At 69.3% G+C, this 24,795-nt stretch carries 23 protein-coding genes; 13 read left to right on the top strand and 10 right to left on the bottom strand.

Annotation, left to right across the window (positions count from 1 at the left end; genetic code table 11):
* Positions 1-81 precede the first annotated feature (81 nt).
* The 3 genes from FCK90_RS03490 (at position 82) to secG (ending at position 2,512) form a co-directional block, all read left to right on the top strand.
* Positions 82-1,302 (top strand): phosphoglycerate kinase, encoded by a 1,221-nt coding sequence (locus FCK90_RS03490; protein ID WP_158032911.1) that lies wholly within the window; start codon positions 82-84, stop codon positions 1,300-1,302.
* A 55-nt stretch (positions 1,303-1,357) separates the two neighbouring features.
* Complete coding sequence (tpiA, locus tag FCK90_RS03485) at positions 1,358-2,173, top strand: triose-phosphate isomerase (protein WP_158032910.1); 816 nt, start codon at positions 1,358-1,360, stop codon at positions 2,171-2,173.
* A gap of 78 nt (positions 2,174-2,251) precedes the next feature.
* Complete coding sequence (gene secG, locus FCK90_RS03480; RefSeq protein ID WP_158032909.1) at positions 2,252-2,512, top strand: preprotein translocase subunit SecG; 261 nt, start codon at positions 2,252-2,254, stop codon at positions 2,510-2,512.
* 170 nt (positions 2,513-2,682) lie between these two features.
* On the opposite strand, the gene pgl is transcribed toward secG, so the two are convergent.
* The 6 genes from pgl to tkt form a co-directional block, all read right to left on the bottom strand.
* On the bottom strand, positions 2,683-3,468 hold the full coding sequence (gene pgl / locus FCK90_RS03475; RefSeq protein ID WP_158032908.1) for a 6-phosphogluconolactonase: 786 nt from the start codon (positions 3,466-3,468) through the stop codon (positions 2,683-2,685).
* Complete coding sequence (locus tag FCK90_RS03470; protein WP_158032907.1) at positions 3,465-4,538, bottom strand: glucose-6-phosphate dehydrogenase assembly protein OpcA; 1,074 nt, start codon at positions 4,536-4,538, stop codon at positions 3,465-3,467. The genes pgl and FCK90_RS03470 overlap by 4 nt, the downstream gene beginning before the upstream one ends.
* Positions 4,535-6,076 carry a glucose-6-phosphate dehydrogenase gene (zwf, locus tag FCK90_RS03465; protein ID WP_246179951.1) on the bottom strand — a complete coding sequence of 514 codons (1,542 nt, stop codon included), beginning with the start codon at positions 6,074-6,076 and terminating at the stop codon, positions 4,535-4,537. The genes FCK90_RS03470 and zwf overlap by 4 nt, the downstream gene beginning before the upstream one ends.
* A gap of 141 nt (positions 6,077-6,217) precedes the next feature.
* Complete coding sequence (locus FCK90_RS03460) at positions 6,218-7,837, bottom strand: glucose-6-phosphate isomerase (protein WP_158032905.1); 1,620 nt, start codon at positions 7,835-7,837, stop codon at positions 6,218-6,220.
* Between the two features lie 93 nt (positions 7,838-7,930).
* Entirely contained in the window at positions 7,931-9,037 is a 1,107-nt protein-coding gene (gene tal, locus FCK90_RS03455; protein ID WP_158032904.1) for a transaldolase, read from the bottom strand.
* A gap of 108 nt (positions 9,038-9,145) precedes the next feature.
* Entirely contained in the window at positions 9,146-11,269 is a 2,124-nt protein-coding gene (gene tkt / locus FCK90_RS03450) for a transketolase (RefSeq protein ID WP_158032903.1), read from the bottom strand.
* 450 nt (positions 11,270-11,719) lie between these two features.
* On the opposite strand from tkt, the gene FCK90_RS03445 reads away from it, so the two are divergent.
* The 10 genes from FCK90_RS03445 to FCK90_RS03400 all read left to right on the top strand — a co-directional run bounded on the left by FCK90_RS03445 (position 11,720) and on the right by FCK90_RS03400 (position 21,702).
* Positions 11,720-12,703, top strand: a complete 984-nt coding sequence (locus tag FCK90_RS03445; protein ID WP_158032902.1) for a heme o synthase — start codon at positions 11,720-11,722, stop codon at positions 12,701-12,703.
* 19 nt (positions 12,704-12,722) lie between these two features.
* The gene (locus FCK90_RS03440; RefSeq protein ID WP_181954178.1) at positions 12,723-13,631 is read left to right on the top strand and encodes a dihydrodipicolinate synthase family protein; all 909 of its coding nucleotides are present in this window, start codon (positions 12,723-12,725) and stop codon (positions 13,629-13,631) included.
* Positions 13,632-13,675: 44 nt separating this feature from the next.
* A complete protein-coding gene (locus FCK90_RS03435) occupies positions 13,676-14,683 on the top strand; it encodes an ABC transporter ATP-binding protein (protein ID WP_158032901.1) in 1,008 nt (335 codons plus the stop codon).
* A complete protein-coding gene (locus FCK90_RS03430) occupies positions 14,680-15,513 on the top strand; it encodes an ABC transporter permease (protein WP_220433263.1) in 834 nt (277 codons plus the stop codon). Before FCK90_RS03435 ends, FCK90_RS03430 begins: the two co-directional genes overlap by 4 nt.
* Positions 15,514-15,576: 63 nt before the next feature.
* The gene (locus FCK90_RS03425) at positions 15,577-16,668 is read left to right on the top strand and encodes a COX15/CtaA family protein (RefSeq protein ID WP_246179950.1); all 1,092 of its coding nucleotides are present in this window, start codon (positions 15,577-15,579) and stop codon (positions 16,666-16,668) included.
* A 192-nt stretch (positions 16,669-16,860) separates the two neighbouring features.
* The gene (locus tag FCK90_RS03420) at positions 16,861-17,610 is read left to right on the top strand and encodes a helix-turn-helix transcriptional regulator (protein WP_158032899.1); all 750 of its coding nucleotides are present in this window, start codon (positions 16,861-16,863) and stop codon (positions 17,608-17,610) included.
* Between the two features lie 83 nt (positions 17,611-17,693).
* Positions 17,694-19,145: a Fe-S cluster assembly protein SufB gene (sufB, locus tag FCK90_RS03415; RefSeq protein ID WP_158032898.1), complete on the top strand. Its 1,452-nt coding sequence runs from the start codon at positions 17,694-17,696 to the stop codon at positions 19,143-19,145.
* 127 nt (positions 19,146-19,272) lie between these two features.
* Positions 19,273-20,475 carry a Fe-S cluster assembly protein SufD gene (gene sufD / locus FCK90_RS03410; protein ID WP_158033059.1) on the top strand — a complete coding sequence of 401 codons (1,203 nt, stop codon included), beginning with the start codon at positions 19,273-19,275 and terminating at the stop codon, positions 20,473-20,475.
* 55 nt (positions 20,476-20,530) lie between these two features.
* A complete protein-coding gene (gene sufC / locus FCK90_RS03405) occupies positions 20,531-21,292 on the top strand; it encodes a Fe-S cluster assembly ATPase SufC (RefSeq protein WP_158032897.1) in 762 nt (253 codons plus the stop codon).
* A 71-nt stretch (positions 21,293-21,363) separates the two neighbouring features.
* Positions 21,364-21,702 (top strand): metal-sulfur cluster assembly factor, encoded by a 339-nt coding sequence (locus FCK90_RS03400; protein ID WP_158032896.1) that lies wholly within the window; start codon positions 21,364-21,366, stop codon positions 21,700-21,702.
* Between the two features lie 115 nt (positions 21,703-21,817).
* Here FCK90_RS03400 and FCK90_RS03395 read toward each other — a convergent pair whose 3' ends face one another.
* The 4 genes from FCK90_RS03395 to FCK90_RS03380 all read right to left on the bottom strand — a co-directional run bounded on the left by FCK90_RS03395 (position 21,818) and on the right by FCK90_RS03380 (position 24,759).
* The gene (locus FCK90_RS03395; protein WP_158032895.1) at positions 21,818-22,501 is read right to left on the bottom strand and encodes an HNH endonuclease family protein; all 684 of its coding nucleotides are present in this window, start codon (positions 22,499-22,501) and stop codon (positions 21,818-21,820) included.
* A 106-nt stretch (positions 22,502-22,607) separates the two neighbouring features.
* Positions 22,608-23,297, bottom strand: a complete 690-nt coding sequence (locus FCK90_RS03390) for a CbiQ family ECF transporter T component (protein WP_158032894.1) — start codon at positions 23,295-23,297, stop codon at positions 22,608-22,610.
* On the bottom strand, positions 23,294-24,136 hold the full coding sequence (locus FCK90_RS03385) for an energy-coupling factor ABC transporter ATP-binding protein (protein WP_246179949.1): 843 nt from the start codon (positions 24,134-24,136) through the stop codon (positions 23,294-23,296). Before FCK90_RS03385 ends, FCK90_RS03390 begins: the two co-directional genes overlap by 4 nt.
* Positions 24,133-24,759, bottom strand: a complete 627-nt coding sequence (locus FCK90_RS03380) for a biotin transporter BioY (protein WP_158032893.1) — start codon at positions 24,757-24,759, stop codon at positions 24,133-24,135. Before FCK90_RS03380 ends, FCK90_RS03385 begins: the two co-directional genes overlap by 4 nt.
* Positions 24,760-24,795 lie beyond the last annotated feature (36 nt).

Genomic DNA, 24,795 nt, shown 5'->3' with positions numbered 1-24,795 from the left:
GTCCGGCGGCCCGGCCGCCGCACGCCCCAAGCTCACGTTTCCCCAGATTCACGAATCCACGATTGAAAGGACATCCCTTCCATGGCTAAGTCACTCGAAGACTTGCTCAACGCTGGCGTCGCCGGCCGCACCGTTCTGGTGCGCTCGGACCTCAACGTCCCGCTGGATGGCTCCACCGTCACCGACGACGGCCGTGTTCGTGCCTCCCTTCCCGTGATCGAGGCCCTGTCGCAGGCCGGTGCCCGCGTGATCGTGACCGCGCACCTGGGTCGCCCCAAGGGCGAGCCCAATCCCAAGTACTCCATCGCCCCCGCGGCCGCCAAGCTGGCGGAGCTCTCCAACCTCGACGTCGTCACGGCCACTGACGTCACCGGCCCCGACGCCCAGGCCAAGGCGGCCGCCCTGCAGGACGGACAGGTCCTGGTGGTGGAGAACGTCCGCTTCGACCCCCGCGAGACCTCCAAGGACGAGGCCGAGCGCACCGAGTTCGCCCAGGAGCTGGCCTCCCTGGCCGGTGAGAACGGCGCGTTCGTGGGTGACGCCTTCGGCGCCGTGCACCGCAAGCACGCTTCCGTCTACGACATCGCCAAGATCCTGCCGGCCTATCTGGGCGACCTGGTCAAGACCGAGGTGGACGTGCTCACGAAGGTCGTCTCCAACCCCGACCGCCCGTTCATCGTGGTCATGGGCGGGTCCAAGGTCTCGGACAAGCTGGCCGTGATCGAGAACCTCATCGGCAAGGCCGACAAACTCCTGATCGGCGGTGGCATGGTCTTCACCTTCCTGAAGGCCCAGGGCTACTCCATCGGCAGCTCGCTGGTCGAGGAGGACCAGGTCGACACCGTCAAGGGCTACCTGGAGAAGGCTCCTTCCGCGGGAACCGAGATCGTCCTGCCCACCGACATCGTCTACGCCGCGGAGTTCAAGGCCGACGCCAAGAGCGAGGTCCGTCCCGTCTCCGATATCGAAGGCGGCGAGCTCGGCAGCTCCGGCCTGGGCCTGGATATCGGCCCGGACTCCGCCAAGGCCTTCGCCGACGAGATCACCCAGGCGAAGACCATCTTCTGGAACGGTCCCGTGGGCGTGTTCGAGATGGAGGCCTTCGCCGGCGGCACCAAGGCCGTGGCCGAGGCCCTGGCCAACGGATCCGGGATGTCCGTGATCGGTGGCGGTGACTCCGCGGCCGCTGTCCGCACCCTGGGCTTCTCCGACGACCAGTTCGGCCACATCTCCACCGGCGGCGGCGCCTCCCTCGAGTTCATCGAGGGCAAGGACCTGCCCGGCGTCTCCGTCATCGGCTGACCGCCGCTCCACCGACCGTTTCCGACCCCGACACCCGAGAACCAGGAGTTCGCACATGACCTCTCAGACCAACGGCCAGTTCGACCGCACCCCGCTGATCGCGGGCAACTGGAAGATGAACATGGACCACCAGCAGGGCGTGGCCCTGCTCCAGAAGCTGGCATGGACCCTGCAGGACGCCAAGCACGACTTCGATCGGGTCGAGGTCGCGGTGTTCCCGCCGTTCACCGACATCCGTTCCGTCCAGACCATCGTCGACGGCGATGAGCTCAAGGTCGTCTACGGGGGTCAGGACCTCTCCGACAAGGACTCCGGCGCCTACACCGGAGACATCTCCGGTGAGTTCCTGAACAAGCTGGGCTGCTCCTACGTGCTGGTGGGCCACTCCGAGCGGCGCACCATCCACCAGGAGACCGACGAGCAGTGCCTGGCCAAGATCAACGCGGCGTTCCGCCATGACCTGGTCCCGGTGCTGTGCGTGGGCGAGGGCCTCGAGGTCCGCAAGGCGGGCGAGCACGTCCAGTACACGCTCGAGCAGCTGCGCGGTTCCATCAAGGGCCTCTCCGCCGAGGAAGTGGCCCGGCTCGTCGTGGCCTACGAGCCCGTGTGGGCCATCGGCACCGGTGAGGTCGCCGGTCCGGAGGACGCGCAGGAGATGGCGGAGGCGATCCGCAAGGATCTCGCCGATCTCTACGACTCCGAGACCGCCGCCGCGACCCGCATCCTCTACGGCGGATCGGTCAAGTCCGGCAACGTCGGCTCGATCCTCAAGGGCAAGGACGTCGACGGCGCCCTGGTGGGTGGCGCCAGCCTCGACGCCGAGGAGTTTGCTAACATTGCGAAGTTCGAACAGCACCTGGTGACCGACTGATCCATCCGATCCGTCGGTGCCGGAGCTGACCTCGGCACGTCCCGCGACCTAGAGGCCCGTGGCCTTAAGGAATGAACCATGGAGATCCTGCAAGACATCCTGCTGGCCGTCATCGTGATCACGAGCCTGCTGGCGATCGTGCTCGTCCTGCTCAACAAGGGCAAGGGCGGCGGCCTGTCCGATATGTTCGGCGGCGGCATGACTCAGTCGCTGAACACCTCCGGCGTCGCGCAGAAGAACCTGATCCGCCTGACCACCACGGTGATCATCGTGTGGGCGGTCTGCATCGTCGGCTTCGCGCTGACCATGCGGTTCGTCAGCACCGCGACGGGCGCCTGAGCGAACGCGACCTTCCGAAAGGGTGGGGGGCGGATCCTTAAGGATCCGCCCCCCACCCTTCTCTCTTCCCCCCCCCCGCCGAGTGTCCGATTGCGTACCGATTTTCAGCGTTTTCCGGTACGTAATCGGACACTCGGCATGGGGGGAGGAGGGGGGAGGGAGGGTAGGGGTTAGTTAGGGGTTGGGGTTTCGTCGTCCTGGGCCGGGACGGCGTCCGGTGTGGCGAACAGGACCGTCGAGATCCGTCCGCTCACTCCGCACGCGGGCGTCTCGAGGGCCGGAGTGCCCTTCAGCAGGCGTCCGGCGGCCTCGGCCTTCTCCGCGCCGGCCACGACGTACCACACGTGGTTGGCGGTGGAGATCAGCGGCAGGGTCATGGACACGCGCAGGGGAGGGGGCTTGGGGGAGTCGCGCACGGCGATGATCGTGGGCTCCTCGATCTGCGTCTCCTCCCGGCCGGGGAAGATCGAGGCCACATGCCCGTCGGGGCCCATGCCCAGGAGCGCGACGTCGAAGGTCGGGAAGTCTCCCTCGGCGTTCTCGGCCCGGGCGGCCGCCCGGAGTTCCGCGATGTAGTCCTCCGCGGCCTCCTCCGGCGTGTTGAACCGGTCCGAGTCGCCCATGACGTGAACATTCTCGGGCGGCAGGTTGACCAGCAGCGCGAACCGGTCCGAGACATCGGCCGCCTGCTGGGCGTTGCGCTCGAGGTCGCCGTCGGGCAGGAACCGCTCGTCGGACCACCATAGGTCCACCCTGCTCCAGTCGGGGACGAATTCACCGGTCCTGGTCGAGGCCGCGAGGGCGGCGACGACGGCGATCCCCATCGACCCGCCCGTGAGGGCGATCGACGCGCGTCCCCGCTGCTGCTGGGCTTCTACGAGGACCTCGTTGACCCGCGCGGCGATCCGCTCGGCCAGCAGGTCCTTCGTCGACTCGGTCTCCACCAACGGTGTCATGCGGTCTCCTCCGTTACGGTGTCGTCATCCTGGCCGGCGGGGGCGGACTCGTGCGCCTCCGGTTCCGTCGTCTCGGCTTCTACGGCTTCAGTTTCCACGGTCTCGGGTTCATCGGTCTCACCGGCCTCGACCCCCTCGCCGCACCTGCCGCAGGGCAGCACGTGGACGGAGGATGCCAGGACCTCGCCGTAGACCTCGTCGGCGTCCATCTGACGCAGCTCCTCGGCCAGGCAGGCGCTCAGCTCCCGGTGGGGGATCGCGACCTGCTGGTCGGGCTGATCGGGCTGGGTGAGCGTGGCCAGGGAGTTGCCCGGCCGGTCCAGGACGATGTCACCGGCGTCGCCCCGGACCAGGCGCACGCTGTCCAGGCCGTGGTGGCTCTGCTCGGGATGGACGAACCGCACCGGCGCGTCGAGGCGGCCGCCCAGCCAGGCGCCCAGCAGGTGCACGCGGGACGAGTCCGACGCCCCGGTCACGACGATCTCGGTCACCGGAGCCGGCTGCGCCTGGTCCAGTGCGGCGGCCAGCTGCACCCGCCAGTTCGTCAGGCGGGTCCAGGAGAGGTCCGTGTCCCCGGGGTCGTACTGCTCCGCCAGGTGGCTCAGGGCCGCGCAGACGTCGTCCGCGTTGGAGGAATCGGTGATCCGCCGATGGGCGATCTTGCCGATCGAAGAGTCCGAGGGCTTGTCGGGCACCCGGTGCGGCCACCAGGCGACGATCGGGGCGTCCGGCAGCAGCAGGGCCGAGACGAGCATCTCGGAGGGCTCCGCTAGCTTCCCGTACCCGTGGAGGATCACGACCTCGGAGGCTCCGGCGTCGCCGCCGATGCGCAGCTGCGCGTCCAGACGGGTGTCCTCGGACGCCGAGTGGGCGACGTGCATGATGATGCGGCACGGATGCTCGTGCGAGGCCAGGATGGCGGCATCGAGAGCGCGCTCCGAGTGGCCGCCCTCGGCCAGGATCACCAGGGTGAGGACCCGGCCCAGGGTAACCACGCCCCCCTCGTCGCGGAGGCGGTGCAGTTGCTTGTCGATGGCAGAGCTGGTGGTGTTTTCCAGGGTCACGATCATGGGCGGCGCCACGTCCTTCCGTCACGTTCCATCAGTCGGTCAGCCGATGCGGGGCCCCAGGAGCCGGGGTCGTAGCCCTCGGGCCGAACCGAGTTGGCAGCCCAGTACTCCTCGAAGGGGTCCAGGATCCGCCAGGACAGCTCGACCTCCTCGTGGTGCGGGAACAGCGGGGGCTCGCCCAGCAGCACGTCCAGGATCAGCCGTTCGTAGGCCTCGGGGGAGGACTCCGTGAAAGCGTGGCCGTAGCCGAAGTCCATGGTCACGTCGCGGATCTCGGCCTGGGTGCCGGGCACCTTGGAGGCGAACCTCATGGTCACGCCCTCGTCCGGCTGGATCCTGATCACGATCGCGTTGTTGCCGAACTCCTCCGTGTCGTGGGAGGCGAAGAGCCGGTCCGGGCTGTGCTTGAAGATCACCGCGATCTCGGTCACCCGGCGGCCGAGCCGCTTTCCGGCGCGCAGGTAGAACGGGACCCCCGCCCAGCGGCGGTTGTAGACCTCCAGGCGCAGCGCCGCGAAGGTCTCGGTGCGGGAGTCGGCGGGGATGTCGTCCTCCTCGAAGAAGGACCTCACCTCTTCGCCGCCCTGCAGGCCGCCGCGGTACTGGCCCAGCGCGGAGGCCTCCCCGAGGTCCTCGGGCAGGCGCACCGCACCGAGGACCTTGGCCTTCTCGGAGCGCAGGGCGCGGGCCGAGAAGTCGAACGGCTCCTCCATGGCGGTCAGCGCCAGCAGCTGGAGCAGGTGGTTCTGGATGACGTCGCGGGCGGCGCCGACGCCGTCGTAGTAGCCGGCGCGGGAGCCGATCCCGATGTCCTCCGCCATGGTGATCTGCACGTGGTCCACGTAGTTGGCGCTCCACAGCGGGGAGAACATCGTGTTGGCGAAGCGCAGTGCCAGGATGTTCTGGACCGTCTCCTTGCCCAGATAGTGGTCGATCCGGAAGATGGCGTCCCGGGAGAACACGGACTCGACGATCTCGTTGAGCTCCTGGGCGGACTGCAGGTTGTGCCCGAACGGCTTCTCGATGACCACCCGGCGCCAGCCGGAGGCGTCCTCGTGGTCCGCCAGGCCGTTCTCGGCGAGCTGGTGGCACACGACCTCGAAGGCCTTGGGCGGGATCGAGAGGTAGAACGCGTGGTTGCCGCTGGTGCCGCGTTCACGGTCGAGCTCGGTCAGCACCTCCTGGAGCCGGCGGTAGGCCTCCGTGTCATCGAACTCGCCCTGGACGAAGCGCAGCCCCGCCGAGAACTGCTGCCAGACGACCTCCTGGAACTCCGTGCGAGCGTGGGCCTCCACGGCCTCCCGGACGTACCTCTGGAAGTCCTCGTGGCTCCAGGGTCGCCGGCCGAATCCCACCAGGGAGAACGACGGCGGCAGCAGCCCCCTGTTCACCAGGTCGTACATGGCCGGAAGGAGCTTCTTGCGGGCCAGGTCGCCGGTGACACCGAACAGGACGAGGGCGGAAGGGGCGGCGACGCGGACGAGTCGCTTGTCGCGAGCGTCTCGCAACGGGTTGCTGTGCGCATTCGAGGTAGGCACGTAACTCCTCTTGGTCAGGGCGTAGACCGGTTCTTCCGCGGCGCCTGGCGCGTCCATGACGCCGCGGGAAATCATCCTAGGGCCATCGCGGTATCGCGCCGGCGGTCCGGTGTGGGACCGCCGGCGCGATACTCCTCACGTTCAGCGCTGGGCCAGCGCGTGCAGCACGTCCAGGATCTGGGACACGCCGGTCTCGCGGTCGGTCAGCCGCAGCCGCAGCACGGGACGATCGTGCTCCTCGAGCACCTGCGCGTCGCCGTCGGCCTGGGCCGAGATCAGCTCGCCGAAGGTGAACGGGATGCCGGGGATCTCGAGGTCCGTATCGGAGTCGGCGGTGATCTGCAGGAACACGCCGACGCCCGGACCGCCCTTGTGGAACTGCCCGGTCGAGTGCAGGAAGCGCGGGCCCCAGCCGAACGTGGCCGGCCGACGGGTGATCTCGGCCAGCAGCGGCCGAGAGGCCTCAAGCTCGGTCCAGGTCAGCCGGTCGAAGTAGGCCTGGATCGCCACATAGCCGTCGGCGGGCAGCTGCTCGAGCAGCGCCTCGACGGCGGCCGTGAGGTTCTGCGCCCCGCCGAGCAGTTCGGTACCGCCGCGGATCTCCACGGAGCCGTCGGTCAGGACCGCCGGGGTGGGCTCGGGCTTGTTCTCCAGCACCGCGCGCGTGGCGGACTTCGCGGACTCGACGTCCGGCTGATCGAACGGATTGATGCCCAGCAGGCGTCCGGCCACGGAGGTGGCCACCTCCCACAGGAGCATCTGCCCGCCCAGGGACCCGGCGACGGCCACGGCGTCCTCCGCGGAGAAGGTGTCCGTCTCCGGCGGGATCAGGAAGGCGGGCAGCACATCGGAGGCCAGGGGCTCCTCGAGCTCCGGGACGTCGACGGCGACGACGACCGGCAGGACGCCGGTGCCGTCCTTGCCGGTGGACTCCGCGATGAGCTGCTCGGCCCAGTCGGCGAAGCCGACGATGCCCGAGCCCACGTCCTGGATCAGCAGCTTGTCCCGCAGGGGAGAGGTGCCGCCCATGGCAGCGCCCAGGAGCAGCCCGAGGTTGTCGGAATCGTCCTCCCGGAGCACCTCCGCGGCCTCGTCCACCTCGTCCAGCAGGGTGTCCAGGTTGACGCCCGCCAGCCCGGAGGGCACCAGGCCGAACGCGGTCATCGCCGAGAAACGGCCGCCCACGGTCGGATCCGCGGTGAAGACCGCCCGGTAGCCCGCCTCGCGCGAGGACTGATCGAACGGGGAGCCCGGATCGGTGACGACCACCATGCGACGGGCGGCGTCGATGCCGGCGTCGTTGAAGGCCTTCTCGAAAGCGCGTCGCGCCGAGTCCGTCTCCACGGTCGAACCGGACTTGGAGGAGATGATCGCGGCGGTGCGGGCGATGTCCTGGGACAGCGCGGCCTGCACCATGACCGGATCCGTGGAGTCCAGCACGAACAGCTCGACGCCGGCGGTCTTGGTCACCACTTCAGGGGCGAGGGACGAGCCGCCCATGCCGGCCAGGACGAAACGGTCGACGCCCTCGGCGGCGAAGGCCTCGCGCAGTTCGTTGATCTGCGGTACGAGCTGGCGGGAGGCCTCGGCGGTGTCCACCCAGCCCAGGCGCTTGGAGGCCTCGTCCTCGGCCGCCGGGCCCCACAGGGTGTGGTCCTTGGCGAACAGGCGCGAGGCGAACTTCTCGGCGACGAGGTCGGGAACGTGACGGTCAGCGGCTTCGCGGGCAGCACCCGTGAGAATGACGGATAGGGAACTCATGATGTCCTCTCTGAATTCGTACTTCTCTGGATTCGTACTTCTTGATGGAACGAACTGCGGATGCGCCCGCGGAAGCCGCCGGCCCCGGGAACCTCAGCGGGCGTCGTCGAGCGCGGTCTGCACGGTCTGGAGCAGCTCAGCCCAGGAGGCCTCGAACTTCTCCACGCCCTCCGCTTCGAGCCGGGTCACGACGTCGTCGTACTCGATCCCCAGCTCGGCGAGACGGTCCAGGTGCCGGTCGGACTCCTCGTAGGTGCCCGTGACGGTGTCCCCGGTGATCTCGGCGCCGGCCACGGTCGCGTCCAGGGTCTTCTCCGGCATGGTGTTCACCGTGTTGGGAGCGACCAGGCCGTCGACGTACAGCGTGGGGGACAGGGCAGGGTCCTTGGTCCCGGTCGAAGCCCACAGCGGGCGCTGGGCGTTGGCGCCCGCCGACTCCAGGCGCTTCCAGCGCTCGGTGGCGAAGGCCTCCTCGTAGACCTGGTAGGCCAGGCGCGCGTTGGCCAGGCCCGCCTTCGACTTCAGCGCCAGGGCCTCGTCGGTGCCGATCGCCTCGAGCCGCTTGTCCACCTCCGAGTCCACGCGGGATACGAAGAACGAGGCCACGGAGTGGATCGTCGACAGGTCCTTGCCGTTCTCGAGTGCCTTCTCCAGGCCCGTGAGGTAGGCGTTGATGACCTCGCGGTAGCGCTCGAGGGAGAAGATCAGCGTCACGTTGACGGAGACGCCGTTCGCCAGGGTCTCGGCGATGGACGGCAGCCCCGCCTGCGTGGCGGGGATCTTGATGTGCAGGTTGGGCCGGTCGATGGTCTCGGCGAGGCGCCGCGCCATGGTGGCCGTGGCCTCGGGGTCGTTCGCGAGCCGCGGGTCGACCTCGATGGAGACCCGCCCGTCGACGCCCTGGGTGGCCTCGGCGATGGAGGCGAAGACGTCGCAGGCGTCACGGACGTCGTCCGTGGTGATCCGGAAGACGGCTTCGTCGACGTCGACGCCCTCGGCCGCCAGTTCCTTGACCTGGTCGGCGTAGGCGGCCCCGTTGGACAGCGCCCCCGCGAAGATCGTGGGGTTGGTGGTCACGCCCACGACGTCCTTCTCGTCGATCAGCTGCTGGAGGTTGCCGCTGGTGAGTCGTTCGCGGGAGAGGTCGTCGAGCCAGATCGAGACACCGGCGTCCGAGAGCTTCTTGGTCGAGGCAGTCATGATGCGCTCCTTCATACGTATGGAAAATTGTGGTGGTTCGGGGCGCGGCGCGAAGCCGCGGCGGGCCCGTGCGCACGGCCGGGAGCTGTCCCCGCCGCGCGCACGTTCTCAGGCGCCGGTGCCGGCGGCCGCCTCGATGGACTCGCGTGCCGAGGAGGCCACGTTCTCGGCGGTGATGCCGAACTCCTCGTACAGCTTCTCGTAGGCGGCCGACTCCCCGAAGTGCTCGAGGGAGACCGCGCGGCCGTAGGCGCCCAGCAGGTCGTTCCAGGACATCGCGATGCCGGCTTCGACCGTCACCCTGGCCTTGACCGCCGAGGGGATGACGGACTCGCGGTAGGCCTCGTCCTGGTCGTCGAACCATTCGCGGCACGGCATGGACACCACGCGGGCCTTGATGCCCTCGGCGGCCAGCGACTCGCGGGCGGCCACGGCCAGCTGCACCTCGGAGCCGGTGCCGATCAGGATCACGTCGGGGGTGCCGTCGGTGTCGGCCAGGACGTAGCCGCCCTTGGCGGTGCCCTCGGCGGAGGCCAGCTTCTCGCCCTCGGCATCGCCGTCGAGGTCCTCGCGCAGGAAGGTCGGGACGTTCTGGCGGGTCAGCGCCAGCCCGGAGGGGCGCTCACGCTTCTCCAGGATCGTGCGCCAGGCCACGGAGACCTCGTTGGCGTCCGCCGGGCGGACGACGTCGAGGCCCGGGATCGCGCGCAGGGAGGACAGCTGCTCGACGGGCTGATGCGTCGGTCCGTCCTCGCCCAGGCCGATGGAATCGTGGGTCCAGATGTAGATCGACGGCACCCGCATGAGCGCGCCCAGGCGCACGGCGGGACGCTGGTAGTCCGAGAAAATCAGGAACGTACCGGAGAACGCCCGGGTCTGCGACGACATGGTGATGCCGTTGACGATCGAGGCTGCAGCGTGCTCGCGGATGCCGAAGTGCAGGACGCGCCCGTACGGGTTGCCCGTCCACTTGCCGGTCGAGTGCTCGGAGGGAATGAACGAGGCGGCCGACTCGATGGTCGTGTTGTTGGAGCCGGCGAGATCGGCGGAACCGCCCCACAGCTCGGGGAAGGCGTCGGCGATGGCGTTGATGACCTTGCCGGAGGCGGCGCGAGTGGCGACCGCCTTCCCCGCTTCGAAGGTGGGGAAGGCCGCGGCGTAGTCGGCCGGCAGCTCTCCGTCGCGCAGGCGGTCGTAGAGCGCGGCCCGGTCGGGGTTGGCCTCGCGCCACTCCTGGAAGGAGCTCTCCCAGGCCTTGCGGTCCTCGGCGCCCCGCTGCCCCAGCTCACGCGTGTGCGCCAGGACCTCGTCGTCGATCACGAAGTGCTGCTCGGGGTCGAAGCCCAGGATCTCCTTGGTGGCGGCCAGTTCCTCGCCGCCCAGCTTGGAGCCGTGGATGCCGCCGGTGTTCTGCTTCTTGGGCGCGGGCCAGCCGATGATGGTGCGCAGGCAGATCAGGGACGGCTTACGGGTCTCGGCCTTGGCCGCCTCGATGGCGTCGTAGAGCGCCTGCACGTCCTCGGTGTACTCGCCGCCGTCATTGGTCCAGTCGACCGTCTGGACCTGCCAGCCGTACGCCTCGTAGCGCTTCGCGACGTCCTCGGTGAAAGCGACGTCGGTATCGTCCTCGATGGAGATCTGGTTCTGATCGTAGATCACGACCAGGTTGCCCAGCTCCTGGTGGCCCGCCAGCGAGGAGGCCTCCGAGGTCACGCCCTCCTGGAGGTCGCCGTCGGAGGCGATCGCGTAGATGTGGTGGTCGAAGGGGGAGGTGCCCTCGGCGGCGTCGGGGTCGAGCAGACCGCGGGTGTAGCGCTGGCCGTAGGCGAAGCCCACGGCCGAGGCCAGGCCCTGGCCCAGCGGGCCGGTGGTGATCTCTACGCCCTTGGTGTGCCGGTACTCCGGGTGGCCGGGGGTCTTCGAGCCCCACGTGCGCAAGGACTCGATGTCCTCCATCTCCAGGCCGAACCCGCCCAGGAATAGCTGCAGGTACAGCGTCAGGGAGGTGTGGCCGGGGGAGAGGATGAACCGGTCGCGGCCGGTCCAGCGGTCGTCCGAGGGGTCGTGGCGCATGACCCTCTGGAACAGCAGATAAGCGGCCGGGGCCAGGCTCATCGCTGTGCCGGGGTGGCCGGAGCCGACCTTCTCCACCGCATCGGCGGCCAGGACGCGCACGGTGTCCACCGCACGTCGATCCACATCGGTCCAGGTGAGCTGCTCAGACTGAGGCACTAGAACGCTGTCCTTTCCTAAGAAGGTTCGTTATCGGCGCCGGGGCCGCGGCAGGCGTGACTCACGGCGCTGTTCCTGCCTCAGCCTAGGACACGGCCCCCGGATCGGCACGCGTGCACTCGCCGGTTTCGCCACGTTGCGCGGCGTCAGGCCGGGCTAAACCGCGGTATCTCCGCGCTCCCGGCGCCTGGGATCTCCCGGCAGGGGGCATCCGCTCGGCTGTGGGCGAAACAGGCGGATGGGGACGGGAGGACCGGGAGGCGTCCTGCGGGTCTCCGGCACCCCGGGCCCGTTCACGTTCTGCCGAAACCGGGTCCAGGCGATAGACTGACGGGGAATTTCCTGTGATCCGCATGCCGCCACGCGCCCGCCGGGCACCCGGGTGCCTACTCGTCGCGTCCCGCCGCGGCTTCCGGATCCAGCAGCCTCGATGTCAGGGAGAGCGAACACGTGAGTTCAGCGCAAGCCTCGGAGCAGTCCGTGGAACCCGAAACGGGCTCCGGCGACACCCGAGCGGTTGCCACCCCGGCCCGGGCCACCCCGCTGGGCGTCCGTCTGCGCGCCTATCTGCAGCTGATGAAGCTGCGCATCGTCGAGCTGCTGCTGATCGCCACCGTACCCACGATGATCTTCGCCCAGCAGGGCATGCCGAGCTTCTGGCTGATCCTGAACACCCTGATCGGCGGCACCCTCTCCGCCGGCGCGGCCGGCGCCTTCAACTCCTATATCGACCGGGAGTCGGACCGCGTGATGAAGCGGACCTCCAAGCGGCCCCTGGTCACCCGGGCGGTCGGCGACCGGGAGGCGCTGATCTTCGCCTGGGTGGTCGCGGTGGTCTCCGTGGCCTGGTTCCTGGTCACGGTCAATGCCCTGGCGGCCGTGCTCACCGCGGTGGCGATCTTCCTGTACGCGGTGTTCTACTCGATCATCCTCAAGCGCCGCACCTCCCAGAACATCGTCTGGGGCGGAGTGGCCGGGTGCATGCCCGTCATCATCGCCTGGGCCGCGGTGACGGGCACCGTGGAATGGCCGGCGCTGGTGCTCTTCGCCGTCGTCTTCCTGTGGACTCCACCGCACTACTGGCCGTTGTCGATGAAATACGCCGAGGACTACTCCCGGGCTGGGATCCCCATGCTCGGGGCTGTCTCCCCGGCGGGCAAGGTCTCCTCGCAGGTGGTGCTGTACGCCTGGGCCACCGTGATCTGCTCCCTGCTCCTGGTGCCGGTGGGCGGAGCGGGCTGGTTCTACGCCTCCGTGTCGCTCGCGGCAGGGGCCTGGTTCGCCTTCCAGTGCCACCGGCTCCTGCACCTGGCCAACGAGGGGCGGCCCACGGACAAGCAGGCCATGCGCGTGTTCCACAGCTCGATCACCTACCTGACGCTGGTGTTCGTGGCCGTGGCGGCGGACCCCTTCATCGGCGGCCCGATCCTCTGAGCCCCGTAGACTTCCGAGCATGCTGAGTATGCGTTTCTCGGGTCTGGTGGCCTACCCGGTCACGCCCTTCTTCCCCGGCGGCATGATCGACCTGGTCACCTTCTCCGGGCAGATCGCGCGGCTGGCCGACTCCGGCGTGGACGAGATCTGCGTCCTGGGCACGGCCGGCTCCTTCGCCTACCTGAGCAACGAGGAGCGCGGCAACGTCGTGCGCACCGCCGTGGCGGCGGCCGAGGGCTCCGGGGTGCCCGTCGGGGTGGGCATCTCGGCACTGACCACCCAGCAGGTCCTGGAGCTCGCGTGGGATGCCGAGAACGCCGGGGCGGACGCGCTGGTGGTCAATCCGCTCTCCTACGTCTCGCTGCGTTCCCCGGAGATCGCGGACCAGGTGGAGACCGTCTCCTCCTCCGTGAGCCTGCCCCTGTGCCTGGACAACAACCCGGCCACCACCGGGTTCGTATACCCGGTGGACCTGGCCGCGGAACTGACCCACCTGGAGAACGTCGTGGCGTTCAAGGACACGGCGGATTCGGTGCGCGCCCTGCAGAACCGGCGTCATCTCTTCGAGCAGCTGTGCGAGCCGGGCACGGCCTTCGGAGTGTCCAGTCCGCGGCTGATCGTCGACGACGCCGACCCCACCACCGCGTGGCACACCGGGCTGGCGGCTGCGCTGCCGCGGGAGTTCGCCGCCTTCCGGGCTGCCGCCGTCGCCGGCGACGACGACGGGGTGCGTCGCTGGCGGGAGGCGTTCACGCCCCTGATCGAGGTGCTGCGATGGGAGCGGCCGCTGAGCTCGATCTACGCCCTCAACGACGTATGCGGCGTACACACGGCCGCACCCCGGCGGCCCATCCACCCCGTGACCTCCCAGAGCCGCGACAGGATCGCGGAAGCCGTCCAGACCGTGCGCCACGCGATGGCCGGCTGAACCCGATGTCCTGCCCGGCACCGGGGAGAGCCTAGACTGGATCGGTGCCCCAGGACCGTCGCGAACCCCAGAGCTCCCCGCCTCCCGCCGTGGAGGTGCGAGACCTGGTGGTGGAGTTCAAGGTCTCCAGCGGGCCCGGCTTCCACACCGTCCAGGCGGTCAACGGCCTGGACTTCACCGCCTTCCACGGCCAGGTCACGGCCCTGCTCGGCCCCAACGGGGCCGGGAAGACCACCACGATGGAATGCGCCCAGGGACTGCTGAAGCCCACGAGCGGCGCGGTGAGGCTACTGGGGGAGAATCCCTGGAACGCGGGCCCGCAGCTGCGCGCCCGCGCCGGGGTCATGCTCCAGGACGGCGGCCTGCCGCAGTCGGCCCGGCCGGGGGAGTTCCTGCGTCACGTCAGCTCCATGTACCGGACCGCGGCGGACATGCCGCGGCTGATGCAGCGGCTGGGAATCGACGGCTTCGCCCGGACGCCCCTGCGCAGGCTCTCCGGCGGCCAGAAGCAACGGGTGGCCCTGGCCGCGGCCCTGGCGGGCAGGCCCGAGATCGTGTTCCTCGACGAGCCCTCCGCCGGCCTGGACCCCCAGTCCCGCGGTGTGGTCTTCGACCTGATCCGCCAGCTCACCGAGGAAGGGGTGGCCGTGGTGCTCACCACCCACCTGCTCGACGACGCCCAGCGCCTCGCCGACCGGGTGGTCATCGTGGACCGCGGCACCGTGCGGGCTTCGGGGACCGTGGCCGAGCTGATCGCCGGAGACGGCGAGCCGGGCATGCTGCGCATCGGCCTGACGGCGGGCCAGCGCGAGGCCTGGATCCGGAGACCGCCGTCGTGGGCTGCGCCAGCGGCCCCCGGCGAGCCCGGGGCCGCGGTGGAGGTCAGGCTGGAGGGGGAGGAGGTCACGGTCACGGGCCAATTCGGCGCGGAACTGCTGGCCCAGGCCTCCCGGTGGCTCGAGGCCACTGGTGAGCTGCCCGTCTCCATGTCCCTGCAACCGCGCACCCTCGAGGACGTGTTCCTGGCGATCGCCGGTGAGGAGATCCGATGAACGACCGGCCGGCCACCGCAGGGCCCCAGCACGACTCCCCGGACCGTACGACGGCGGGCTCCGCCCCGGTGCTCTCGGCGCCGTCGCCGATGGCGCGACGGGTGATGAGCCAGGCGAGGTACGAGACCCTGACCATGCTCCGGAACGGGGAGCAGCTCCTGCTGCTGGTGATCCTTCCGCTGATCGCGCTGATCGCCCTGACCCGGATGGACCTGCTCGACGCCGTCCTGCCTGCCGGGTCCTCGCGGGTCGACTACGCCGTGCCCGGGGTCCTGGCCCTGAGCGTGATCTCCAACGCATTCTCCGGTCAGGGCATCCAGACCGGCTTCGACCGCAGGTACGGCGTCCTGCGGCAGCTCTCCACCACGCCCTTGGGCCGCAGCGGCCTCATCGCGGGAAAGCTGTGCGCGATCCTGATCGTCCTGCTCGTCCAGACCCTCCTGATCTGCGGTGTCGCGCTGGCCATGGGCTGGCGCGTGCCCTGGTCCGGCGTGCCGCTCGCCGCGGTGCTCCTGGTCCTCGGCGCGGTGGCCTTCACCGGCCTGGGGCTGCTGGTGGCCGGCACCCTGCGGGCCGAGGCGACGCTGGCGGTCGTCAACCTGCTCTGGGTGCTGCTGGCCGTAGCGGGCGGGACCCTGGCTCCCGCGGGTGCGCTGCCGGAGTGGATCGCGCCCCTGGTGGGCCTGTTGCCCTCCGCCGCCCTGTCCGACGGCCTGCGCGCCGTCCTGGTCCCCGCCTCCGGGCTCTCGCCCCTGGGTCCCGTGGTGCTGCTCACAGTGTGGGCCGTGGGCGCCTGGGCCGCGACCGCCCGCTGGTTCCGCTGGAGCTAGCGAGGCCGGAGGCGGCTAGACTGGATGCGCCCCGAACCCCTTGTACGCCCTGGACGTGAATACGTGAGTTACGCACCGACCGACGGCCCATCGACCCCTGCACCGCAGGCCCCGGACGCCGAGCAGGACAGCACCGGCGGATCCAGGAACTGGCGCAGCAGCCTCGGCGCGTTCTTCTTCCGGACCCGGGCGGACGGCTGGGTGCTGTTCACCGCGTGGGCCTCCCTGGTGGCCAATTCACTGCTGATCCTCACGGGCGGCCTGGTCCGCCTGACCGGTTCCGGGCTCGGCTGCCCCACGTGGCCCCGCTGCACGGACGAGTCCTGGACCTCCACCGCGGAGATGGGGCTGCACGGTGCCATCGAGTTCGGCAACCGGCTGCTGACCTTCGTGCTGGCTGTCGTAGCCGTCGCGGCCTTCCTGGCCGTGCTGCGGCTGCGCCGCCGGCGCCCCGATTTCTTCGCCCTGACCCTGATCCTGGGGCTCGGCATCCCCCTGCAGGCGGTGGTGGGCGGCATCACCGTGCACACGGGACTGAACCCGTGGGTCGTGGGCATCCACTTCATGATCTCGGCCGTGATGATCTTCCTGGCCGCCACGTATGTGAACCGGGTGCGGCGCGCAGCCCTGCCCGCCGTGGCCGAACGTGAGGCCCCCGGGCAGGCGGCCCGTTCCCGCGCGCTGATCCGGTGCAGTGCCGTCCTCATGGCCGTGCTCGCCGCGGTCACGGTGTATCTCGGCACCCTCGTGACCGGAACGGGACCGCACTCCGGCGACGCCGGCGAGGTGGTGCGCCACACGTTCGACGCGGTGTCCATCACCCGCGCCCACGCGCTGCCGGTCTACGCGCTGGTCGCCCTGGTGGCCCTGTCCCTGATCGTGGGCGGTGGCCGCTGGCCGCGCTCGGTGTGGAGGGCCTACGCGGTGGTGGGCGCGGTGATCGTCGGGCAGGCGCTGATCGGTTTCTACCAGTACTTCAACGGCGTGCCGATCGTGGCCGTGACGCTGCATCTCGTGGGCTCGGCCGTGATGGTGGCCACGGTGGCCTTCGCCGTCGAGAAGGCCTTCGCGGTGACCTCCGCCAAGAACGCCCCGGCAGAACCGCCGCGGGGGAGCGCGACACCCGCCGAGAGGACCACCGATCCCGCTCGGTGAGTTATTATGATCTTGTCGCAATAAGCGATCATGGCGGGATCAGGTGAGGGTCGCCTTGCTAGGCACGCGGAATTAATTTCGTCATACTTTGGTTGTGTATTTCGTGTGCCGGGGATCCTGACCTCTGGCCGCGGACAGCGACGACGTGAAGATGGCGGAAAGACGCCGACGAGAACGACGAGGAGGGCCAGCATGACCGTTCAGCACAGCGATCCAGCTCGCGGCCCCCTGAGTCTCGAGGAGGCCGCCGAGTCCAGCACCCGGTCACGCGTCCTCAACGCCGTGCTCGAGCACGGCCCCGTCTCGGCCCGCGACCTGGGGAAGATCCTGGACCTGACGCCGGCAGCCGTCCGGCGCCACCTCGACGCCCTCGAGCGCGACCACTTCATCGAGGTCACCATGGTCCGGCGTCACGCCGCCGGAGCGGGCCGCCCCGCCCGCCGCTACGTCGTGGCGCCCAAGGGGCACGAGCGACTGGGCAACGACTACCTCGGCATCGCCGCGGACGCCCTCGACGCCCTGCGCGATCTCGGTGGCGAGGAAGCGCTGCGAGCGTTCGTCGACGGTCAGTACGAGCACATGGAGCGGCGTTACCGGCCCACGGTCGAGGCCGCCGGCGACGACGTCGCGGAGCGCCTGGACGTGCTGGTGCGGCTGCTCTCGGCTGACGGTTACGCCGCCTCGGCCACGATCGTGAAGGTCGGGCCCGCCCGGCACCGCGTGCTGTCCGCCCAGCTCTGCCAGGGGCACTGCCCCCTGCAGGAGATCGCGATCAAGCATCCGGAGTTCTGCGTGGCGGAGACCCGGATGATCAGCTCATTGCTCGACGTCGATATCCGGCGTCTCTCGACACTGGCCGCGGGCGCCCACGTGTGCAACACGCACGTGCCGCTCTCCCGGCCGGCCGCGGGAACGGGTCGTAGCCGTGCCGTGGGCACGTGAGGGCCCGCCCGCCCTGAAGAACCATCTGGATCCAAGCCTGAGCACGGCACCCCGTGCGAACTGCTCGACAAGAGGAGGCCGTCATGACTGACGTGACGAACGCTAATGACACGGTCATCAGCGACATTCTGGAGAAGAACCCCGAGCTCGAGGGCATCGGGCACTACGAGTACGGCTGGGCCGACCCGGACGTGGCCGGCGCCTCGGCGCGCCGCGGTCTGAGCGAGGAGGTCGTCCGCGACATCTCCGCGAAAAAGAACGAGCCCGAGTGGATGCTGAACATGCGCCTCAAGGCGCTCAAGTTCTTCGACCGCAAGCCCATGCCGACCTGGGGCGCGGACCTGTCGGACATCGACTTCGACAACATCAAGTACTTCGTGCGCGCCTCGGAGAAGCAGGCGCAGTCCTGGGAGGACCTCCCCGAGGACATCCGCGACACCTACGAGAAGCTGGGCATCCCGGAGGCCGAGCGCTCCCGGCTGGTGGCCGGCGTCGCCGCCCAGTACGAGTCCGAGGTGGTCTACCACCAGATCCGCGAGGACCTGGAGGAGCAGGGGGTCATCTTCCTGGACACCGACACCGCGCTGCGCGAGCACCCGGAGTTCTTCGAGGAGTACTTCGGCACCGTGATCCCGGTGGGCGACAACAAGTTCGGCGCCCTGAACACCGCGGTGTGGTCCGGCGGCTCCTTCGTCTACGTGCCCAAGGGCGTCCACGTCGAGATCCCGCTGCAGGCCTATTTCCGGATCAACACGGAGAACATGGGCCAGTTCGAGCGCACGCTGATCATCGCCGACGAGGACTCCTACGTGCACTACATCGAGGGCTGCACCGCCCCGATCTACAAGACGGACTCGCTGCACTCCGCCGTCGTGGAGATCGTGGTCAAGAAGAACGCCCGCGTGCGCTACACGACCATCCAGAACTGGTCGAACAACGTCTACAACCTGGTGACCAAGCGCGCGATCGCCCACGAGGGCGCGACCATGGAGTGGATCGACGGCAACATCGGTTCCAAGGTCACCCAGAAGTACCCCGCCGTCTACATGACCGGCGAGCACGCCAAGGGCGAGACCCTCTCGATCGCCTTCGCGGGTGAGGGACAGCACCAGGACACCGGCTCCAAGATGGTGCACATCGCCCCCAACACGTCGTCGTCCATCGTCTCCAAGTCGGTGGCCCGCAACGGAGGACGGGCGGCCTACCGCGGCCTGGTCCAGGTCCGGGAGGGAGCGCACAACGCCAAGTCGAACGTGGTCTGCGACGCCCTGCTGGTGGACACGGTCTCCCGGTCGGACACCTACCCCTACGTGGACATCCGCGAGGACGACGTCTCCATGGGCCACGAGGCCACCGTCTCCCGCGTGTCCGAGGAGCAGCTGTTCTACCTCATGCAGCGCGGCATCGCCGAGGACGAGGCCATGGCCATGATCGTGCGCGGCTTCGTCGAGCCGATCGCCCGTGAGCTGCCCATGGAGTACGCGCTGGAGCTTAACCGCCTGATCGAACTGCAGATGGAGGGATCCGTTGGCTGATACGTCCAACACCGCCACGACTGATACCGCTGAGAGCCCCGTGACGGAGCAGCCCGGTACCACCACCGCCGAAGAGAACCTGGTCGAGGGCGTGCGCACCGATGAGGCGCGCGTGGCCATCCCGGGCATGACCCAGGAGGGCGAGAAGCTCGCCACCGAGCACAGCGCCCAGGCCCAGGACGGCGAGGTCGAGGTCTCCGTGGCCAAGAAGCCCGCCGGCAATTCCCGTGCCGAGCGCACCGCCTCCTACGATCTGGCGGACTTCCCCGAGCTGACCGGCCGGGAAGAGGACTTCCGGTTCACGCCGCTCAAGCGCCTCAAGGGGCTGCACGCGGGTGAGCTGACCGGGGCGGCACCGGCCGTCACCGTGTCCGGGCCGGATCTCGTCACCGTGGAGACCGTGGGTCGCGAGGATCCCCGCGTGGGTGCCGCCGGCATCCCCGAGGACCGCCTGTCCGCCAACGCCTGGGCGCATTTCCGGGAGGCCACCGTGGTGACCATCCCGCAGGAGGCCGAGGTCGACGAGACTATCTCCGTCGAGATCGAGGGCACCCATACCGAGGCCGCGGCCCAGCACGTGATCGTCGAGGCGAAGCCGTTCTCCAAGGCCCGTGTGGTGCTGCGCCACAGCGGCACGGCCGTGGTGAGCCAGAACATCGAGTTCATCGTGGGGGATTCGGCCCAGCTGACCGTCGTCTCGCTGCAGGAATGGCAGGACGAGGGCACCGCGCACGCCTCCGCCCAGCACGGCAAGCTCGGTCGCGACGCGCACTTCAAGCACGTGTCCGTGAACCTGGGCGGCGACATCGTCCGCGTCACCCCGGCGGTCCGGTACACCGGCCCCGGCGGCTCGGTCGAGATGTACGGCCTCACCTTCGTGGACGACGGCCAGCACCTCGAGTCGCGCCTGTTCGTGGATCATTCGCAGCCCAACTGCGTGTCCCGCGTGTCCTACAAGTCCGCGCTGCAGGGTCGGGCCGCCCACGGCGTGTGGGTCGGCGATGTCCTGATCCGTCCCGAGGCCGAGGGCACTGACACCTACGAGCTCAACCGCAACCTGATCCTCAACGACGGCCCCCGCATGGATTCGATCCCCAACCTGGAGATCGAGACCGGCCTGATCGAGGGCGCGGGGCATGCCTCGACCACGGGTCAGCTGGACGCCGAGCACCTCTACTACCTCATGTCCCGCGGGATCCCCGAGGTCGAGGCCCGGCGCCTGGTGGTGCGCGGCTTCCTCTTCGAGATCCTGCAGCAGATCGAGGACGAAGGCATCGAGGCGCGCCTGCGCGACGTCGTCGAGGCCGAACTGTCCAACGCCGACCACTGACCGGTCACGGTCGCTGACGGCGCAGAACCACAGACTTAAGAACACAGGAGAGACATTGAGCACTCTGGAGATCAAGGACCTCAACGCATCGGTCCTGCTCGACGACGAAAACAGCAAGCAGATCCTCAAGGGCGTCAACATCACCATCAACTCGGGTGAGGTGCACGCCATCATGGGTCCGAACGGGTCGGGCAAGTCGACCCTGGCCTCGACGATCGCCGGTCACCCCAAGTTCCGGGTGGACTCGGGCGAGGTGCTGCTCGACGGCGAGAACGTCCTGGAGATGTCCGTGGACGAGCGCGCCCGCGCCGGGCTGTTCCTGGCCATGCAGTACCCGGTCGAGATCCCGGGGGTGACCACCTCGAACTTCCTGCGTTCGGCCAAGACCGCGATCGACGGCGAAGCCCCGTCGCTGCGCACCTGGACCAAGGACGTCAAGGCCGTGGCCGAGCAGCTGAAGATGGATCCCACCATGATCCAGCGCAACGTCAACGAGGGCTTCTCCGGCGGCGAGAAGAAGCGCATGGAGATCATGCAGCTCGAGCTGCTCAGGCCCAAGATGGCGCTGCTCGACGAGACCGACTCCGGCCTGGATGTCGACGCCCTGCGCGTCGTCTCCGACGGCGTGAACCGCGCCAAGGAGGAGAACGACCTGGGTGTCATGCTGATCACCCACTACAACCGCATCCTGCGCTACATCAAGCCGGACTTCGTGCACGTCTTCAACGACGGCCGCATCGTCGAGCAGGGCGGCCCGGAGCTGGCCGTCACGCTCGAGGAAGAGGGCTACGACAAGTACGTCGCGGCCGCTCGCTGAGCCGAGGCCTGCCGCCGACCTGCCTCGGGCGTCGTCGCCCGGCGCCGCCCATGAGATGGTGAGGAAGAACCATGACTGAGACCGCAGAAATCCCCGCGGGCGCCCCGAAGATCGAGGAGATCGAGGACGCGCTGAAGAACGTGATCGATCCCGAGCTCGGCGTGAACATCGTCGACCTGGGGCTGCTCTACGGCGCGTCCTACATGGACGACGGCGCCCTGAAGCTGGACATGACCCTGACCACCGCGGCCTGCCCCCTGCAGGACGTGATCGAGGAGCAGGTCGAGCAGAACATCGGCACGCTGGTCGACGAGTGGCACGTCAACTGGGTGTGGATGCCGCCGTGGGGCATGGAGCGCATCACGGAGGACGGCCGCGATCAGATGAGGGCCCTGGGCTTCAACATCTGATCACGCGCTACCCAGCCCGATAACGCCCGGGGCCGGTCAGGAGACGACGAGTTCCCTGACCGGCCCCGGGCGTTGCTGCTCCGAGGCTCTTGTCCGGAGGCTCCCCCCCCCCCGGTCAGCAGGCAGTCAGGATCTCGTCGATACGGTCGTGCTCGGCGGGTGTCATCCAGAGGTCGTAGTCGTCCTTGACGACGGTCTGCCGGGCCACGTAGCCGCACCAGTAGTCGCGATTGGGCGGCAGCCAGGTGGCGGCGTCCGCGTCGCCCTTCGAGGCGTTGGCGGGGCCGTCGACGGCGATGAGGTTCTCCGGGTCATTGGCGAACTGCTCGCGCTCCCGCGGGCTGAGCTGCTGCGCCCCCTTCTGCCAGGCGTCGGAGAGGGCGACGACATGGTCGATCTGGACCTGAGAGGAGGTCTTGGCACCGCGGGTGAAGTCGATGGTGGTTCCGGTGAAGCGGTCCTCCAGGGTGCCGGTCGCCACCGCGCACGAGGCGGGGTCGACGTAGGTGACGTCGATCAGGTCGCGGGTGAGCACGTCATTGCGCTGATCGCACCCGTTGCGGTCGATATCGGCCCAGCGCTGGCCGAACTCGTCCCGGTCGTAACCGGTCTTGGGCGCCCGGCCCTTGACGTCAATCTCGGGAAGGACTTCCTTGGCCTCCTCCACCAGGGCGGCATCCTCCTCGGCGGCGGAGGGGAAGGAGCCGTTCAGGAAGTCGAAGGGGATGCCGCTGCATCCGGTCAGGGCTGCGAGGGTGCCGGCGGCCAGCACTGCGGCAGCACGTCTGCGGGGGGTCATAGGCCACGGTCTTTCTCTGTCGCCCCGGGTTCCTCCCGGGTGTCGTCTCACGTCTCATCTCGGATGCCCTCAGGGAGGGGCTTGCCTTCCGAAAGCCGGCTCCGGGTCAGTCCAGGCCGCGAGCGGCAAGGGCTTCGCCGGTGCGCTGGGCGTGGGCCACCGCGGCGATCACGGCCGGGGTCGCGACCCTGACCGGCCCCATGCGGATACCGCGAGCGGCCGCCGCCTGCCGGATGTCCTCCAGCACCCCCAGCAGGTACGGGATGGCACGCAGCATGATCTGGATGGCCAGCCCCACCCTCGCGGGTTGCAGCCCCACGATCTTCAAAGGGGTCAGCAGGCGGACCAGCCCGTCCATGAGCGCGGCCTGCGGCGTGGTCTCCAGCAGGACCCGGGTGGCCAGCATGGCAGCGATCACGGTCAGGAGCACGGCGGCACCCCGCTGAGGAGTGCCCATGAGGAGATGGTATGCGGCCAGGAGCACGAAGACGGGTGCCGCCGGCCGCAGCGTGTTCCACCAGCTGCGCATCGTCAGGCCCGCCGTGGCTCCGGCCAGGATGATCGCCGCGATACAGGACAGGGGGATCGCCCACCGGGGCACCAGCAGAGCGTCCGATCCAGGGCCGGTGCCGAGGCCCGTGGCGACTTCCAGCAGGTCCGAGAGCCATCGGTCCATGGGCAGCACGAGGAACAGGGTCAGCAGCAGCACACTCAGACCTTTAACGGCCACGGGCATGCGATGCAGCCAGGTGCCGGCCGGCCGGTAGGTGCCGAACAGTTCCCGGCGCCCGCTCATCGGGCGACTCCCGGGCCGTCGTCCTGCTGCGTCCCTTCGAGGGCGCTGGCCTCTTCACCGGGAAAGCCCGAGACGCACCACTCGTGGTACCGATCGAGCAGTTCCGGGCCGCCGTCGGCCACCAGACGGCCCTCATGGACCACCAGGATCCGGTCGGCTGTGGCCGCCAGGCCCAGATCGTGCGTGGCGATCACGACCTGCTGGGGCAGCCGGTCCAGGCGGTCGATCAGGCGAGCACGATTGCGCAGGTCCAGCAGGGTGGTGGGCTCGTCGAGCACCAGCACGGAGGGCTCGACCGCCAGGACCGCCGTCAGGGCGGTCAGCTGCCGCTGGCCGCCGGAGAGGTCGTGGACCGAGTGGTGCATCCGGTCGGCCAGGCCGGCCTCCGTCAGCAGCTCCACCGCCCGCCGCCTCCGCTGCGCGCTGTCCGGGTAGCCGTCCCGCAGGGACAGCTCGACGTCCTCCAGGGGCGTCGGCATGAGCAGCTGGGCCAGCGGGTCGGTGAATACGAATCCCACCGCGGCCCGTGCGGCCTTCCGGGAGGCGGCGACGTCGATGCCGTGGACGGACACCGTCCCGTTGCTCGGGGAGACCAGGCCGTTGAGCAGCCGCAGCAGCGTCGACTTCCCGGAGCCGTTGAGCCCGACCACCGCAGTCCGCGGACCGTCCAGGCGGGTGGTGACTCCGCGCAGGATCGCAGTATCCTCCCGCTGGCCATCGACCCCTGGGAGGAGGACGTCCACCCCGTCCAGGACGATGCCCTGGGCGGGGTCGGGGCGCTCGTCGCCGTGCCCGGCGGGGCCCGGCGAGCGATCCCTGCGCGCGCGGCTGAAGATCACCGGCCGGAGGCCAATCGCGGGAACGCCCTGTGGACGGCAGCCGCCACGAGGGCGGCCGCGGCGCACTTGATCAGATCCAGCGGCCAGAAGGGCAGGTCGGCGAAGAAGGCGTCACGCCACGACAGGCCTCCGTTGACAACCATGCCCGGGATGCCCGCGACCCGGGCGATCACGAACCCGCCCAGCACGGCGGCGACGAACAGGCCGATGACCTTGGCCCGGCCGGTCCGTGCCCTGCGCAGCGCGGCGTAGGCCAGCAGCCCGGTCAGGAATCCTGCGATCGCGAAACCCACGATGTATCCGGCCGTCGGGCCCGCCAGGACGGCCGGCCCTCCGCGGAAGCCCGCGAAGATCGGCAGCCCCGCCACGCCGACGACCACGTAGAGCAGTACGGCCAGTCCGCCCCGGCGGCCGCCCAGGACCAGCCCCGTCAGGTAGATGCCCAGGGTCTGCAGCGTGATCGGCACCGCGAGCGGCCCGATCGGGATGGCGGGCATCACGGAGAGCACGGCGCAGAACGCGGCGAAGACGGCGATGAGAGCCAGGTCGGTTCCGGCGGATCGCTGCTGCGCGCGGGCCGGGCGCTCGGACTGGGGTGCGGAGGTGTTCCGGGGTGAGGTCATGAAGGTATCTTAAACAGTGTTCAAGTCGGGCGGAAA

It is taken from the genome of Kocuria coralli (assembly GCF_008831305.1).
GTDB classification, from domain to species: Bacteria; Actinomycetota; Actinomycetes; order Actinomycetales; family Micrococcaceae; genus Kocuria; species Kocuria coralli.
Note: the sequence above shows the minus strand (reverse complement) of the source record. Positions and strands in the feature narration are given on the sequence as shown.

Coding starts and splice junctions, on each gene's coding strand:
- FCK90_RS03430 (WP_220433263.1), top strand. CDS start 14,680: ATGAACGACCGGCCGGCCACCGCAGGGCCCCAGCACGACTCCCCGGAC.
- FCK90_RS03440 (WP_181954178.1), top strand. CDS start 12,723: ATGCTGAGTATGCGTTTCTCGGGTCTGGTGGCCTACCCGGTCACGCCC.
- sufB (WP_158032898.1), top strand. CDS start 17,694: ATGACTGACGTGACGAACGCTAATGACACGGTCATCAGCGACATTCTG.
- FCK90_RS03420 (WP_158032899.1), top strand. CDS start 16,861: ATGACCGTTCAGCACAGCGATCCAGCTCGCGGCCCCCTGAGTCTCGAG.
- FCK90_RS03395 (WP_158032895.1), bottom strand. CDS start 22,501: ATGACCCCCCGCAGACGTGCTGCCGCAGTGCTGGCCGCCGGCACCCTC.
- tal (WP_158032904.1), bottom strand. CDS start 9,037: ATGACTGCCTCGACCAAGAAGCTCTCGGACGCCGGTGTCTCGATCTGG.
- pgl (WP_158032908.1), bottom strand. CDS start 3,468: ATGACACCGTTGGTGGAGACCGAGTCGACGAAGGACCTGCTGGCCGAG.
- FCK90_RS03460 (WP_158032905.1), bottom strand. CDS start 7,837: ATGAGTTCCCTATCCGTCATTCTCACGGGTGCTGCCCGCGAAGCCGCT.
- tpiA (WP_158032910.1), top strand. CDS start 1,358: ATGACCTCTCAGACCAACGGCCAGTTCGACCGCACCCCGCTGATCGCG.
- FCK90_RS03400 (WP_158032896.1), top strand. CDS start 21,364: ATGACTGAGACCGCAGAAATCCCCGCGGGCGCCCCGAAGATCGAGGAG.
- FCK90_RS03380 (WP_158032893.1), bottom strand. CDS start 24,759: ATGACCTCACCCCGGAACACCTCCGCACCCCAGTCCGAGCGCCCGGCC.
- FCK90_RS03390 (WP_158032894.1), bottom strand. CDS start 23,297: ATGAGCGGGCGCCGGGAACTGTTCGGCACCTACCGGCCGGCCGGCACC.
- FCK90_RS03470 (WP_158032907.1), bottom strand. CDS start 4,538: ATGATCGTGACCCTGGAAAACACCACCAGCTCTGCCATCGACAAGCAA.
- FCK90_RS03490 (WP_158032911.1), top strand. CDS start 82: ATGGCTAAGTCACTCGAAGACTTGCTCAACGCTGGCGTCGCCGGCCGC.
- sufD (WP_158033059.1), top strand. CDS start 19,273: ATGACCCAGGAGGGCGAGAAGCTCGCCACCGAGCACAGCGCCCAGGCC.
- secG (WP_158032909.1), top strand. CDS start 2,252: ATGGAGATCCTGCAAGACATCCTGCTGGCCGTCATCGTGATCACGAGC.